At 70.5% G+C, this 12,741-nt stretch carries 15 protein-coding genes; 8 read left to right on the top strand and 7 right to left on the bottom strand.

Translation table 11 applies throughout. From position 1 onward, the window contains the following. Positions 1–6: 6 nt before the first annotated feature. Together NLX86_RS25155 and NLX86_RS25150 are read right to left on the bottom strand one after the other, a co-directional pair. Entirely contained in the window at positions 7–210 is a 204-nt protein-coding gene (locus NLX86_RS25155; RefSeq protein ID WP_254374126.1) for a hypothetical protein, read from the bottom strand. A gap of 221 nt (positions 211–431) precedes the next feature. Beyond that, the gene (locus NLX86_RS25150; protein ID WP_254374059.1) at positions 432–818 is read right to left on the bottom strand and encodes a DUF3099 domain-containing protein; all 387 of its coding nucleotides are present in this window, start codon (positions 816–818) and stop codon (positions 432–434) included. Positions 819–1,031: 213 nt separating this feature from the next. Here NLX86_RS25150 and NLX86_RS25145 point away from each other — a divergent pair, with 213 nt between their 5' ends. Beyond that, positions 1,032–1,310: a GlsB/YeaQ/YmgE family stress response membrane protein gene (locus NLX86_RS25145; protein WP_254374058.1), complete on the top strand. Its 279-nt coding sequence runs from the start codon at positions 1,032–1,034 to the stop codon at positions 1,308–1,310. 59 nt (positions 1,311–1,369) lie between these two features. Here the strand turns inward: NLX86_RS25145 and tyrS are convergent, their stop codons facing one another. The 3 genes from tyrS to NLX86_RS25130 all read right to left on the bottom strand — a co-directional run bounded on the left by tyrS (position 1,370) and on the right by NLX86_RS25130 (position 5,787). Then, positions 1,370–2,647: a tyrosine--tRNA ligase gene (tyrS, locus tag NLX86_RS25140; protein ID WP_254374057.1), complete on the bottom strand. Its 1,278-nt coding sequence runs from the start codon at positions 2,645–2,647 to the stop codon at positions 1,370–1,372. Between the two features lie 79 nt (positions 2,648–2,726). After that, positions 2,727–4,118, bottom strand: a complete 1,392-nt coding sequence (locus tag NLX86_RS25135) for a metallopeptidase TldD-related protein (protein ID WP_254374056.1) — start codon at positions 4,116–4,118, stop codon at positions 2,727–2,729. A gap of 106 nt (positions 4,119–4,224) precedes the next feature. Beyond that, positions 4,225–5,787 (bottom strand): TldD/PmbA family protein, encoded by a 1,563-nt coding sequence (locus tag NLX86_RS25130; RefSeq protein ID WP_302061734.1) that lies wholly within the window; start codon positions 5,785–5,787, stop codon positions 4,225–4,227. A gap of 146 nt (positions 5,788–5,933) precedes the next feature. Here NLX86_RS25130 and fabG point away from each other — a divergent pair, with 146 nt between their 5' ends. The 3 genes from fabG to NLX86_RS25115 all read left to right on the top strand — a co-directional run bounded on the left by fabG (position 5,934) and on the right by NLX86_RS25115 (position 8,113). After that, positions 5,934–6,638 (top strand): 3-oxoacyl-[acyl-carrier-protein] reductase, encoded by a 705-nt coding sequence (fabG, locus tag NLX86_RS25125; protein ID WP_254374054.1) that lies wholly within the window; start codon positions 5,934–5,936, stop codon positions 6,636–6,638. Positions 6,639–6,643: 5 nt separating this feature from the next. Beyond that, complete coding sequence (fabI, locus tag NLX86_RS25120; RefSeq protein WP_254374053.1) at positions 6,644–7,411, top strand: enoyl-ACP reductase FabI; 768 nt, start codon at positions 6,644–6,646, stop codon at positions 7,409–7,411. 294 nt (positions 7,412–7,705) lie between these two features. After that, positions 7,706–8,113, top strand: a complete 408-nt coding sequence (locus NLX86_RS25115; RefSeq protein ID WP_254374052.1) for a hypothetical protein — start codon at positions 7,706–7,708, stop codon at positions 8,111–8,113. Here the strand turns inward: NLX86_RS25115 and NLX86_RS25110 are convergent. Then, positions 8,076–8,762, bottom strand: coding sequence for a FadR/GntR family transcriptional regulator (locus NLX86_RS25110; protein ID WP_254374051.1), 687 nt, complete (start codon positions 8,760–8,762; stop codon positions 8,076–8,078). The genes NLX86_RS25115 and NLX86_RS25110 overlap by 38 nt on opposite strands. Before the next feature lie 60 nt (positions 8,763–8,822). Here NLX86_RS25110 and NLX86_RS25105 point away from each other — a divergent pair, with 60 nt between their 5' ends. The 4 genes from NLX86_RS25105 to NLX86_RS25090 all read left to right on the top strand — a co-directional run bounded on the left by NLX86_RS25105 (position 8,823) and on the right by NLX86_RS25090 (position 11,235). After that, the gene (locus tag NLX86_RS25105; protein ID WP_254374050.1) at positions 8,823–10,157 is read left to right on the top strand and encodes an MFS transporter; all 1,335 of its coding nucleotides are present in this window, start codon (positions 8,823–8,825) and stop codon (positions 10,155–10,157) included. 4 nt (positions 10,158–10,161) lie between these two features. Continuing rightward, positions 10,162–10,278, top strand: coding sequence for an SGM_5486 family transporter-associated protein (locus NLX86_RS25100; protein ID WP_254374049.1), 117 nt, complete (start codon positions 10,162–10,164; stop codon positions 10,276–10,278). A 146-nt stretch (positions 10,279–10,424) separates the two neighbouring features. Then, a complete protein-coding gene (locus NLX86_RS25095) occupies positions 10,425–10,634 on the top strand; it encodes a hypothetical protein (protein ID WP_254374048.1) in 210 nt (69 codons plus the stop codon). 82 nt (positions 10,635–10,716) lie between these two features. Then, positions 10,717–11,235, top strand: a complete 519-nt coding sequence (locus NLX86_RS25090) for a histidine phosphatase family protein (RefSeq protein WP_254374047.1) — start codon at positions 10,717–10,719, stop codon at positions 11,233–11,235. Positions 11,236–11,342: 107 nt separating this feature from the next. Here NLX86_RS25090 and serB read toward each other — a convergent pair whose 3' ends face one another. Then, on the bottom strand, positions 11,343–12,548 hold the full coding sequence (gene serB / locus NLX86_RS25085) for a phosphoserine phosphatase SerB (RefSeq protein WP_254374046.1): 1,206 nt from the start codon (positions 12,546–12,548) through the stop codon (positions 11,343–11,345). Positions 12,549–12,741: the final 193 nt, after the last annotated feature.

Genomic DNA, 12,741 nt, shown 5'->3' with positions numbered 1-12,741 from the left:
GGGGCCCTAGCGATCGGCGGCTGACGCCTCCCATTCCTCGAGCGTCACCACGTCCTTCAGGAATCCGCGCAGCCCGAGGAACTGCGACAGGTACTCGCGGTGCTCCTCGCAGGCCAGCCAGGTCTTGCGGCGTTCCGGCGTGTGCAGCTTCGGGTTGTTCCAGGCGAGCACCCAGACGGCGTAGGCGCGGCAGCCCTTGGCGGAGCACATCGTGGGGGCTTCGGGGGAGGGTCCAGGGGAGTTCACGGTCTCAACCCTAGGTCAGACAAAGGCGACGCCGAGCAGCCACGGGGGGAGCTGCCCGGCGTCGGTCCGTCGCTCCGACGGGGGATGCGGAGCGCGTACGAAGTATGTCACGCAGGACCGGGTCGAGTGCACTGGAACTGCATGATTGATCTGAGCTTTTCTTGAGCTTTGCGGACGGTGGCGAATCAGTTCCGGTCGCGTGACCGGTTCTCCCCGTCCGCCGCCCCGGCTTCCGCCGCCCCGGCTTCCGCCGGAGGTTCCGGCTCGCCCACCGGAGCCGGTCCCAGCGCCGGATGCACCGGCGGCGGGATGAAGGTTGACGGCAGCGAGGGTGCGTTCTCGCGGCCGGCGTTGGCGATCACGACAGCGATGTACGGGAGGACGAGGCCGATCACCAGGGCCACGACCGCCACATGCCGTTCCACGTTCCACAGCACCGCCGCGAGGACGACCGACACCGTCCGTACGGACATGGAAATCACATACCGGCGCTGCCGGCCGCGCACATCGTCGACAAGACCCTGCCGCGCACCGGTGATCCGGAAGACCTCGGCATCGTTATGCTTCCGCATCACGTTCCACCACCCGATTTCCGCGCCGGACGCTCCCCGGTCCGGACCCGTTCCACGGTACGCCTCGCCTCCGCCGCATTCGAGAGCGGGGCCCGCCTCACCTGGGCCGACCGGACCGGCCGTACCGCTTATGGAGCCGTCCGACATGCGACGTACGCGCTGTCGGCCGAAACTGGGCGCACATGCGCAGATCGCGCCGCGTCAGGAGGCGACATGAGTTGGTTGTGGGCCATCATCGTGGGTCTGGTACTCGGACTGATAGCCAAGGCCATCCTTCCGGGCAAGCAGCAGATCCCCCTCTGGCTGACGGTGATCTTCGGAATTCTGGGCAGCATCCTCGGCAATGCCGTCGCCGCCTGGATCGGGGTGGCAGACACCAAGGGCATCGACTGGATTCGCCACCTTCTGCAGCTGGCCGGAGCCGTGGCCATCGTCGCGGTCGGCGACATGCTCTGGGCCTCGATGAAGGGGCGCAGGAGAACAAGAGCCTGAACCGCGGAAGCGGCCGGTACGCAGTCGTACCGGCCGCTTCGCTGTGCCCAGAGCCCGGGCTACTGCGCGGACTGCCCGGCGACCTCGATCGCGGCAAGGTTCTTCTTGCCCCGGCGGAGCACCAGCCAGCGCCCGTGCAGCAGGTCCTCCTGGACCGGCACGGCGTCCTCGTCGGTCACCTTCACGTTGTTCACGTAGGCGCCGCCCTCCTTCACGGTCCGGCGGGCCGCGGACTTGCTGGGCGTCAGGCCGACCTCGGCGAACAGGTCCACCACGGAAGCCAGTCCGCCGACCGTGGCGTGCGGCAGCTCGGCGAGTGCCGCGCGCAGCGTCGGCTCATCGAGCCCGGACAGCTCACCCTGGCCGAAGAGAGCCTTCGAGGCGGCGACGACCGCCTCGCACTGCTCGGCGCCGTGCACCAGCGTCGTCAGCTCCTCGGCCAGCGCCCGCTGTGCGGCGCGGGCCTGCGGACGCTCCTCGGTCAGCTTCTCCAGCTCCTCGATCTCCTCGCGCGACTTGAAGCTGAGGATGCGCGTGTACGTGGAGATGTCCCGGTCGTCCACGTTCAGCCAGAACTGGTAGAACGCGTACGGCGTGGTCATCTCAGGGTCGAGCCAGACCGCCCCGCCCTCGGTCTTGCCGAACTTGGTGCCGTCCGCCTTGACCATCAGCGGCGTCGCGAGCGCGTGCACGTTCGCGTGCGGCTCCAGGCGGTGGATCAGGTCCATACCCGCGGTGAGGTTGCCCCACTGGTCGCTGCCGCCCTGCTGCAAAGTGCAGTCGTACCGCCGGTACAGCTCCAGGAAGTCCATGCCCTGCAGCAGCTGGTAGCTGAACTCGGTGTAGCTGATGCCCTGGTCGGACTCCAGCCGGCGGGCGACCGAGTCCTTGGTCAGCATCTTGTTCACGCGGAAGTGCTTGCCGATGTCCCGCAGGAACTCGATGGCGGACATCCCCGCCGTCCAGTCCAGGTTGTTGACCATCACGGCCGCGTTCTCGCCCTCGAAGGACAGGAACGGCTCGATCTGGGCCCGCAGCCGCTGGACCCAGCCGGCCACCGTCTCGGGGTCGTTCAGCGTGCGCTCGGCGGTCGGCCGGGGGTCACCGATCTGGCCGGTCGCACCGCCCACCAGCGCGAGCGGCCGGTGACCGGCCTGCTGAAGCCGACGGACGGTAAGAACCTGCACCAGATGCCCCACGTGCAGGCTGGCCGCCGTGGGGTCGAAGCCGCAATAGAACGTGACGGGACCGTCCGCGAGAGCCTTGCGCAATGCGTCCTCGTCAGTGGACAGGGCGAACAGCCCGCGCCACTTCAGCTCGTCGACGATGTCCGTCACGGTCCTGGGTCTCCTTGAACGAAATGAACGATATGAGCGATGTGAACGATGTCGGTTGATCCCCGTCAGTCTAGGCGGGTCACACCCCCTGGCTGACCGAGCTCATATTGAAGTCCGGGATGCGCAGCGCGGGCATCGCGGCCCGGGTGAACCAGTCGCTCCACTCGCGCGGCAGCGTCCTCTCGGTACGGCCGGCCTCCGAGGCCCGCGACAGCAGGTCGACGGGCGACTCGTTGAACCGGAAGTTGTTCACCTCGCCGACGACCTCGCCGTTCTCGACGAGATAGACGCCGTCCCGGGTCAGTCCGGTGAGCAGCAGCGTGGCCGGGTCCACCTCGCGGATGTACCAGAGGCAGGTCAGCAGCAAGCCGCGCTCGGTGCCGGAGACCATCTCCTCGGTCGAACGCTCGCCGCCCGCGTCCAGCACCAGATTCCCGATCGAGGGCGCCACCGGCAGCCCGGTCAGGCCGGCGCTGTGCCGGGTGGTGAGCAGGTGCGTGAGCTTGCCGTCCCGTACCCAGTCGGTCGCCGACAAGGGCAGGCCGTTGTCGAACACCGACGCGTCGTCTCCCGAGCTGTGCGCGATCACGAACGGCGCGGACTCCAGGCCCGGCTCGTTCGGGTCACTGCGCAGCGTCAGCGGCAGCTCCGACAGGGTCTCGCCGACCCGTGTGCCGCCGCCGGGCTTGGAGAAGACGGTACGGCCCTCGGCGGCGTCCCGGGCCGCGGACGACCACAGCTGGTAGATCAGCAGGTCGGCCACGGCGGTCGGCGGCAGCAGCGTCTCGTACCGGCCGGCGGGCAGGTCGATCCGGCGCTCGGCCCAGCGCAGTCGCTGCGCCAGCTCCGCGTCCAGCGCCGCCGGGTCGACGTCCTTGAAGTCGCGGGTGGAGCGGCCGGCCCAGGCCGAGCGCGTGCGGTCCGGTGACTTGGCGTTGAGCTCCAGGGTCCCGGTCGGCTGGTCGTGCCGCAGTCGCAGCCCGGTGGACGTACCGAGGTAGGTCGACACGAGCTCGTGGTTGGCGAAGCCGTACAGCTCACGTCCGCCCTCGCGGGCCCGGGCGAACGATTCGCCGAGCGCCGGCGCGAAGTCCGCGAAGACCGCGGAGGAGGTCTCGGCGGGGGCGTCGGTGAAATCGGGCGCGGCGGGTACCCCGGTGACCAGCGGCTGGGCGTCCTCGGCCGGACCAGCCCCACGGGCGGCGGCCTCGGCCGCCCGGACCAGCGGCTCCAGGTCGCCGGCGGTGACGGCCGACCGGGAGACGACCCCGGAGGCGGTGCCCTCCTTGCCGTCGACGGTCGCGATGACGGTGAGGGTGCGGCCGCGCGTAACTCCGTTGGTGGTCAGGGCGTTGCCCGCCCAGCGCAGATTGGCGGTGGAGTGCTCGTCGGCGATGACGACACAGCCATCGGCGCGGGACAGCGCAAGGGCCCGCTCGACGACCTCGTGCGGCTTGGTCGTTCGGCTCATCGTCCGGCCTCCTGCGTGGTGTTGAGGCTGTGCTGTCCCGGGTGTCGGCCCCCGGACCCCCGGCCGGGGGCCGTGGTCGCTGAGCTGGTCTGCGAGGTCGCCGCGCTCATCGTCCCGCCTCCTGCGTGGTGTTGAGGATGTTGACGCCGCGGAACAGGGCCGACGGGCAGCCGTGGGAGACCGAGGCCACCTGGCCCGGCTGCGCCTTGCCGCAGTTGAAGGCTCCGCCCAGGACGTACGTCTGCGGCCCGCCGACCGACTCCATCGAGCCCCAGAAGTCGGTGGTCGTCGCCTGGTACGCCACATCGCGCAGCTGGCCGGCCAGCCTGCCGTTCTCGATCCGGAAGAAGCGCTGCCCGGTGAACTGGAAGTTGTAGCGCTGCATGTCGATCGACCAGGACCGGTCGCCCACCACATAGATGCCGCGCTCGACACCCCCGATCAGATCCTCCGTGGACAGCCCGCCCGGATCCGGCCGCAACGACACGTTCGCCATCCGCTGCACCGGCACATGGCCCGGCGAGTCCGCGTAGGCGCAGCCGTTCGACCGGCCCAGGCCCGTCAGCTTCGCGATCCGCCGGTCCAGCTGGTAGCCGACGAGCGTGCCGTCCTTGACCAGGTCCCAGGACTGCGCCTGGACGCCCTCGTCGTCGTACCCGACCGTCGCCAGCCCGTGTTCCGCAGTCCGGTCACCCGTCACGTTCATGATCGACGAGCCGTACGCCAGCTTGCCGAGCTGATCGAAGGTCGCGAAGGAGGTCCCGGCGTACGCCGCCTCGTAGCCCAGCGCCCGGTCCAGCTCGGTCGCGTGGCCGATCGACTCATGGATGGTGAGCCAGAGGTTCGACGGGTCGACGACCAGGTCGTACGTACCGGACTCGACGCTCGGCGCGCGCATCTTCTCCGCCAGCAGGGACGGGATCTGCTCCAGTTCCGCGTCCCAGTCCCAGCCGGTGCCGGTCAGGTACTCCCAGCCGCGCCCGGCCGGCGGCGCGAGGGTCCGCATGGAGTCGAACTCGCCCGAGTTCGCGTCCACCGCGACCGCGGTGAGCTGGGGATTCAGCCGTACGCGCTGCTGTGTGGTGACGGTGCCGGCCGTGTCCGCGTAGAACTTGTTCTCGTGGACGGTCATCAGCGAGGCGTCGACGTGCGCCACCCCCTCCGCCGCCAGCAGCCGCGCGCTCCAGTCCGTGAGCAGCGCCGACTTCTCCTCGTCCGGCACCTCGAACGGGTTGATCTCGTACGCGGAGATCCAGGTCTGCTCCGCGTGCACGGGCTCGTCCGCGAGCTCGACCCGCTCGTCGGAGCCCGCCGCGGCGATCACCTTCGCCGAGAGCTTGGCCATCGCCACCGCCTGGCCCGCCACCCGGGCCGCCGCGTCCATCGTCAGGTCCACGCCGGAGGCGAACCCCCAGCTCCCGCCGTGCACCACACGCACCGCATACCCGAGATCGGTCGTGTCCGAGGAGCCCGAAGGCTTGGCGTCGCGCAGCCGCCACGAGGCACTGCGGACCCGTTCGAGGCGGAAGTCGGCATGCTCGGCGCCCAGCGCGCGGGCGCGGGCGAGCGCCGCGTCGGCGAGCGCCCGCAGCGGCAGCGCCGTGAACGCTTCGTCGATGGAATGAGGCACGGATGTCTCCCTGTCGTCGAGACCGGTCGCCCCGATCATGTCGCGCCGGAGCGCTGCTTGCCTACACGTTTCTGTAGGGATCCGACAGTGACCGTCGCAAGGCGCTGTCAGGGGTGGATTCTCCGTAAGGCGGACAGGACCGATAGGTTTTCCGTGAACCAGACCGCTATGGAAAGGGTGATCCGTTGAGCCGCTCGGTTCTCGTCACCGGAGGTAACCGGGGCATCGGCCTCGCCATCGCCCGCGCTTTCGCCGACGCCGGCGACAAGGTCGCGATCACGTACCGGTCCGGCGAGCCGCCGGCAGGCTTCCTCGCGGTCAAGTGCGACATCACCGACTCCGAGCAGGTGGAACAGGCCTACAAGGAGATCGAGGAGAAGCACGGTCCGGTGGAGGTGCTGGTCGCCAACGCCGGCGTCACCAGGGACCAGTTGCTGATGCGGATGTCCGAGGAGGACTTCACCGCGGTCCTGGACACCAACCTCACGGGCACCTTCCGGGTCGTCAAGCGCGCCAACCGCGGCATGCTGCGCGCCAAGAAGGGCCGCGTCGTCCTCATCTCCTCGGTGGTCGGCCTGCTCGGCTCGGCGGGCCAGGCGAACTACGCCGCGTCCAAGGCGGGTCTGGTCGGGTTCGCGCGCTCCCTCGCCCGTGAGCTCGGCTCGCGCAACATCACCTTCAACGTCGTGGCACCCGGCTTTGTCGACACCGACATGACGAAGGTGCTCACCGACGAGCAGCGCGCGGGCATCGTCGCCAACGTGCCGCTCGGTCGTTACGCGCAGCCGGAGGAGATCGCCGCCACGGTGCGGTTCCTCGCCTCCGACGACGCCTCGTACATCACCGGAGCCGTCATTCCCGTTGACGGCGGATTGGGCATGGGTCACTGAACGCCATGAGCGGAATTCTCGACGGCAAGCGCATCTTGATCACGGGTGTGCTGATGGAGTCCTCCATTGCCTTCCACACCGCCAAGCTGGCCCAGGAACAGGGCGCCGAGGTCATCCTGACCGCGTTCCCCCGGCCCACGCTGACCGAGCGCATCGCCAGGAAGCTCCCCAAGCCGGCCAAGGTCATCGAGCTGGACGTCACGAACGCCGAGCACCTGGACCGGCTGGCGGACCTGGTCCGTGAGGAGCTCGGCAGCCTGGACGGCGTCGTCCACTCCATCGGCTTCGCCCCGCAGGACGCGCTCGGCGGCAACTTCCTCAACACGCCGTTCGAGTCGGTCTCCACGGCGATGCACGTCTCGGCGTTCTCGCTGAAGTCGCTCACGATGGCCTGCCTGCCGCTGATGCAGGAGGGCGGCGCGGTGGTCGGCCTGACCTTCGACGCGCAGTTCGCGTGGCCGCAGTACGACTGGATGGGCCCGGCCAAGGCCGCGCTGGAGGCCACCTCCCGGTACCTCGCCCGCGACCTCGGCAAGCAGAACATCCGCTGCAACCTGGTCTCGGCCGGCCCGATCGGCTCCATGGCCGCCAAGTCCATTCCGGGCTTCTCGGAGCTCGCGGACGTGTGGAACCACCGCTCCCCGCTGGAGTGGAACATGGCCGACCCGGACCCGGCCGGCCGCGGAGTGGTGGCCCTGCTCTCGGACTGGTTCCCGAAGACGACGGGCGAGATCGTCCACGTCGACGGCGGCGTACACATGATGGGCGCCTAGCCACCCACTCGCCGGACGGAGTCCGGCGCAGCCGTCTCGAAGCCCGGGAGGCCCCTCGGGGCCGAGCGGTGCGAGGGCGGCGTCGGGAAGTGGTCGGCGGCGTGCACATGATGGGCCTAGCCACCCACTCGCCGGACGGACCCGTACCCACCTCAGCGGCCGCGTGCTGTCAGCCTTCGGGCGGACGGTGCGCGGCCGCTGTGCGTGCGTTCCCCGAGTCGAAAAGCCCGGCAACTCCCTGCAAACTGGTCGAACCGGGGTCTTCCCGGCGTCCTGCGGGGAGGAGGTGCGGGTGTGCGCCCGAGGCGGAGCCGAGCGGCATACCTGCTGCTGACCTCAGTCGTCCTGTCCGGTCTCCTGGTACCGGCCACCACCACCGCGCAAGCCGATCCCACCGCAGAATCCCGCGGCGCCGCTCCCGCTCCTGCCCCCGCACCCGCCCCCGAGCCGCCACGCTTCGGCGCCGAATGCCGTACGACGATCGACGGCTCACACGTCAGCGCCTTCTGCCACAACCCCTACCCCGAGACCGACCTCGTCCGGCTGCACGTCGAATGCGACCGCTGGTGGGACATCGACGGGGACAGCGCACCCGTGACCGTCGGCCCGGCCGGCTACGCCGAGCTGTCCGACCGCTGCTGGAAAGAGGTCCGCGCGGTGTGGATCAGTCACCAGCACCCTGAGGCGCCCTCAGGCACATGAACGGATAGCCCGCGGCCTCGCTCGCGGCGGTGTCCGCGTCGCCGCGCCGGATCGCTTCCACCAGCCGGGAGTGGTCCATATGGGCCTCCGGGCGCAGATCCTGGCCGACGTCCTCCCGCAGCCACTCGCGCATCAGGTCGCCCAGGTCGGCGTAGAGCTCGGTCAGCACCTCGTTGTGCGAGGCGGCCACCACCGCCAGGTGCAGCGTCGCGTCCGCCGCCACGAACAGCTCCGCGTCACCCGTGGCCCACGCCGCCTCGCGGCGCGCGAGCAGCGTGTCCAGCTGCTTCAGGTCCTTCTCGGTACGCCGCTGGGCCGCCAGCCGGGCCGCCGAGGACTCCAGCGTGGCGCGCAGCTCGGCGATGTGACGCGGGTCCGCGCCGGCGAACCGGCGGTGCATCACCCCGGCCAGCTCACTGGTGGCGATGACGTACGTGCCCGAGCCCTGCCGGATGTCCAGCAGCCCGTTGTGCGCGAGCGCGCGGACCGCCTCGCGGACGGTGTTGCGCGCCACCCCCAGCTGCTCCACCAGCTCGGGTTCGGTGGGGATGCGCGACCCGACCGGCCACTCGCCCGAGGTGATCTGGTTGCGCAGCTCGGCGATCACCTGATCGGCGAGCGCGGAACGCCGGGGAGAGGACAGCGGCATGGTGCTCCTTCGTGTGCGTGGATTGGACAACCAATCATCCCATGATTCTATGATGGATCCATGGCCGACGACACCGACAACCCACCCGTCCAAACCCTGAGCCGCACTGCCGACTCTCGTACGGGCCCCCGTACCCACCCCCGTTCAGCCCCGGCCGCCCCACCCGTCTCTCCCGCCTGGCCGGCCGCGCTCCTCCTCGTCGGCATCGTCCTGGCCGCCCTCAATCTCCGCCCCGCCATCACCAGCCTCGGCGTGCTCCTGGAGGAGACGCGGACCGGACTCGGGATGAGCGGCACAGTCGCCGGACTCCTCACCTCCGTACCCCCGCTCTGCTTCGCCGTCTTCGGCATCACCGCACCCCGGCTCGCCCGCCGGTTCGGACCCGCGGCGATCCTCTGCGCCGGTATGGCCGCCATCACCGCCGGCCTGGTGATCCGCCCGTTCGCCGGCGGCACCGCGGGCTTCCTGGCCGCCAGCGCCTTCGCCCTCGCGGGCATCGCGCTCAGCAACGTCCTGATGCCGGTCGTCATCAAGCGCTGGTTCCCGGACCGCGTCGGCACCATGACCGGGCTCTACTCCATGGCGCTGGCACTGGGCACCTCCGTCGCGGCCGCCGCGACCGTGCCCATGACCAAGGCGCTGGGCGGCAGTTGGCGCACCGGCCTCGCCGTGTGGGCCGTGCTCGCCGCTCTCGCCCTCCTGGCCTGGCTGCCGATGGCCCGCGAGCGCCGCACCGCGGAGCGCCGCACCGCAGCGGCCGGCGCGACCGCCGCCGCACGCCACCAGGACCCGGACGCCCCGGCCGTACGTATCACCCGCAGCCGCACCGCGTGGGCGCTGGCCTGCTTCTTCGGCCTCCAGGCCACCGCCGCGTACATCACCATGGGCTGGATGCCGCAGATCTTCCGCGACGCCGGAGTCCCGGCGGGCACCGCCGGTGTGCTGCTGGCCGTGACGATGGTGATGGGCGTCCCGCTCGCCTTCGTCATCCCCCGGCTGGCCGCCCGGATGAGGAACCAGGGCCTGCTCGTCGTCGCCCTCGGCCTCTTCGGCCTCAGCGGATACGCGGGCCTGTACTTCGCCCCCGCGGCCGGCGCCTGGGTGTGGGCGCTCCTCCTCGGCGTCTCCAACTGCGCCTTCCCGCTCGCCATCACCATGATCGGGATGCGCGCCCGTTCCGGCCCGGGCGTGGTCCGGCTGTCCGCCTTCGCGCAGAGCACCGGCTACCTGATCTCCATCCCCGGACCGCTGGTCATCGGTGCGCTCTACCAGCACAGCGGCGGCTGGGACCTGCCCATCGCGCTGATGGCGGGCCTGATGCTGCCGCAGATCGCGGTTGGCGTACTGGCCGGGCGGGACCGCACGATCGAGGACGAATGCGGCATGCGAGACTGACCGCATGCCTGTGCTCGACCCGAATCCCCAGAACGGCCAGAAGAAACTGCTCATCGTGCTCGGCGCGATGCTGGCCATCACCGTGATCATCGGAATCGTCGCGTCCATCGCCTCCCCCTGAATGCCGCGACAGCGCGGGGGTGGGGCTGGCCCCACCATCCCCTAGGGGGCCAGGGTCAGGGTCAAGTGGGTGGATCACCGGATGGGAACCGCCCGCGCCGATCCGTAGGTTCGAGGTACACCAACCGAAGACCCACGGAGGCGGCCATGTCGGACCTTACGCACACCCGGTCCGTCCCCCCTGCCGCCCGCGGCGGCGTCGAGGTGCGGCTGCCGTGGTGGGCGGTCGCCCTGCCCGCGATCGCCTTCGTCGTACTGCTCCTGCTCATCGCGGGACCGGGCGAGGCACACGCCGCGACCGGCGACCCGGCCGTCGCGGAACTGCTCGAGCGCATCCAGCAGACGCTCTCGGACTAGACCGCCCAGCCGTTCACCCCTGGCGGGACAAGCCGTTCAACACCCTGCGCCCCGTGGCTCAATTCATGCGAAGCTGGGATGCATGAGCGTCGATACACCCCGCAGGATCGCCCTACTCCGGCATGCGAAAGCCGACTGGCCGCAGGTGTCCGACCATGAGCGGCCACTCGCGGAGCGCGGCCGCAAGGACGCCCCCGCCGCCGGCCTCCGGCTGGCCGAGACCGGCATCACCTTCGATCTGGCCCTCTGCTCGACCGCCGCCCGGACCCGCGAGACCTGGAAGCTCGCCGTCCAGAACCTGCCGCACCGGCCCAAGACGGTGTACGAGGAGCGGCTGTACGAGGCATCCCTGGGCGAGCTGATCGCGCTGCTCAACGAGACCCCGGACCAGGTGCAGGACCTGCTCGTCATCGGCCACAACCCCGGTATGCACGCGCTCGCCGACGCTCTCACCGGCCGGGCGGAGGGCGATGCGCTGACCCGGATGACCCGGCGCGGCTTCCCGACCTCGGCGCTCGCCGTCATCGGCTTCAACGGCTCCTGGAAGTCCGTGGAACACGGGGTCGGCACGCTGCTGGAGTTCTGGGCACCGGACAAGTAACTCCCCGTCTCCTCCGCCCCTTTACGCCCAAGGGCCCCGGCACCATACGGATGCCGGGGCCCTCAGCGGTGCGTCTGGGGTCTGGGGTCTGGTGCCCGGTCGGCCGGTCACTCCACGTCCGCGGCCTCGACCTCCTCGCGGGTGATGCCCAGCAGATAGAGCACGGCGTCCAGGAAGGGCACGTTCACCGCGGTGTGCGCGGCCTCGCGTACCACCGGCTTGGCGTTGAAGGCGACGCCCAGACCGGCCGCGTTGAGCATGTCCAGGTCGTTGGCGCCGTCGCCGATGGCCACGGTCTGCGCCAGCGGGACGCCCGCCTCCGCGGCGAAGCTGCGCAGCAGCCGGGCCTTGCCCGCGCGGTCCACCACATCGCCGACCACGCGCCCGGTGAGTGTCCCGTCGACGATCTCCAGGGTGTTCGCCGAGGCGAAGTCCAGCCCCAGCCGGTCCTTCAGATCATCCGTGACCTGGGTGAAACCGCCCGATACGACACCGACTTGGTAGCCGAGGCGCTTGAGCGTACGGATCAGCGTCCGGGCGCCCGGGGTGAGCCGCACCTCGGCCCGTACCTTGTCCACCACCGACGCGTCGAGACCGGCCAGCAGGGCCACGCGCGCGTGCAGCGACTGCTCGAAGTCCAGCTCACCGCGCATCGCCTGCGCGGTGACGTCGGCGACCTTGTCCTCGCAGCCCGCGTGCGCCGCGAAGAGTTCGATCACCTCGTCCTGGATGAGGGTCGAGTCCACGTCCATGACCACCAGCCGCTGCGCACGGCGGTGCAGTCCGGCCGATACGACGGCGACATCGACCCCGATCTCGGCGGCCTCGGTCGCCAGGGCGGTCCTGAGCGGCTCCGTCTCCGCACCGGAGACCGCGAACTCGACGGCGGTGACGGGATACTTCGCCAGCCGGAAGATACGGTCGATGTTGCCGCCGGTGGCGGTGATGCGCGCGGCGATCGCGGCGGTCGACTCGGCGGTGAGCGGGTGCCCGAGCACGGTCACGTGTGAGCGCCCACTGCCGCGGGGGCGGTTGTCGCCCGTGCCGGAGATGATCTCGGCCTGCAGCTTGAGCGACTCGGCCCAGCTGTGCACGGTGGCGCGCATGTCGCCCTCGGTGGTGCCGCCGGCGCTGGGCACGGTGACGAGCGCGCACAGCACGATGCGCCCCCGGGTGACTACCTGCTCGATGTCGATGACATCGACCGCGTAGGCGGCGAGGGTGTCGAACAGTCCGGCGGTGATCCCGGGACGGTCCTTGCCGAAGATCTTGACGAGGAGAGTGGGGAACTCGGAGGTCTGCGATGCGCTCATGGTGATCCCACCGTATAGGGAGCCCTCCGCCCCAGGCCCCCCCGTCCCGCCCACCGGACGGTGCCCGGCGGGGCCGGAGCCGAAGTGTTCCCCGAACCCACCCCTCCCCGAAACCGGGAGTCAAGCCTCCGGCCCCTGCCCCCGGCTGCCTCCAGGGGCCGGGGCGCGGGGAGTGGGCCGTCCCGTACCCGGC

Source organism: Streptomyces sp. A3M-1-3, assembly GCF_024213665.1.
Lineage (GTDB): Bacteria > Actinomycetota > Actinomycetes > Streptomycetales > Streptomycetaceae > Streptomyces.
The sequence above is the reverse complement of the archived record's forward strand: the minus strand, read 5'-3'. Positions and strand labels throughout refer to the sequence as shown.

What these genes read in the sequence shown, in the direction of transcription:
- NLX86_RS25155 (WP_254374126.1), bottom strand. Translation starts at nt 210, where the DNA reads ATGTGCTCCGCCAAGGGCTGCCGCGCCTACGCCGTCTGGGTGCTCGCC.
- NLX86_RS25150 (WP_254374059.1), bottom strand. Translation starts at nt 818, where the DNA reads ATGCGGAAGCATAACGATGCCGAGGTCTTCCGGATCACCGGTGCGCGG.
- NLX86_RS25145 (WP_254374058.1), top strand. Translation starts at nt 1,032, where the DNA reads ATGAGTTGGTTGTGGGCCATCATCGTGGGTCTGGTACTCGGACTGATA.
- NLX86_RS25135 (WP_254374056.1), bottom strand. Translation starts at nt 4,118, where the DNA reads ATGAGCCGAACGACCAAGCCGCACGAGGTCGTCGAGCGGGCCCTTGCG.
- NLX86_RS25130 (WP_302061734.1), bottom strand. Translation starts at nt 5,787, where the DNA reads ATGATCGGGGCGACCGGTCTCGACGACAGGGAGACATCCGTGCCTCAT.
- fabI (WP_254374053.1), top strand. Translation starts at nt 6,644, where the DNA reads ATGAGCGGAATTCTCGACGGCAAGCGCATCTTGATCACGGGTGTGCTG.
- NLX86_RS25110 (WP_254374051.1), bottom strand. Translation starts at nt 8,762, where the DNA reads ATGCCGCTGTCCTCTCCCCGGCGTTCCGCGCTCGCCGATCAGGTGATC.
- NLX86_RS25105 (WP_254374050.1), top strand. Translation starts at nt 8,823, where the DNA reads ATGGCCGACGACACCGACAACCCACCCGTCCAAACCCTGAGCCGCACT.
- NLX86_RS25100 (WP_254374049.1), top strand. Translation starts at nt 10,162, where the DNA reads ATGCCTGTGCTCGACCCGAATCCCCAGAACGGCCAGAAGAAACTGCTC.
- NLX86_RS25095 (WP_254374048.1), top strand. Translation starts at nt 10,425, where the DNA reads ATGTCGGACCTTACGCACACCCGGTCCGTCCCCCCTGCCGCCCGCGGC.
- NLX86_RS25090 (WP_254374047.1), top strand. Translation starts at nt 10,717, where the DNA reads ATGAGCGTCGATACACCCCGCAGGATCGCCCTACTCCGGCATGCGAAA.
- serB (WP_254374046.1), bottom strand. Translation starts at nt 12,548, where the DNA reads ATGAGCGCATCGCAGACCTCCGAGTTCCCCACTCTCCTCGTCAAGATC.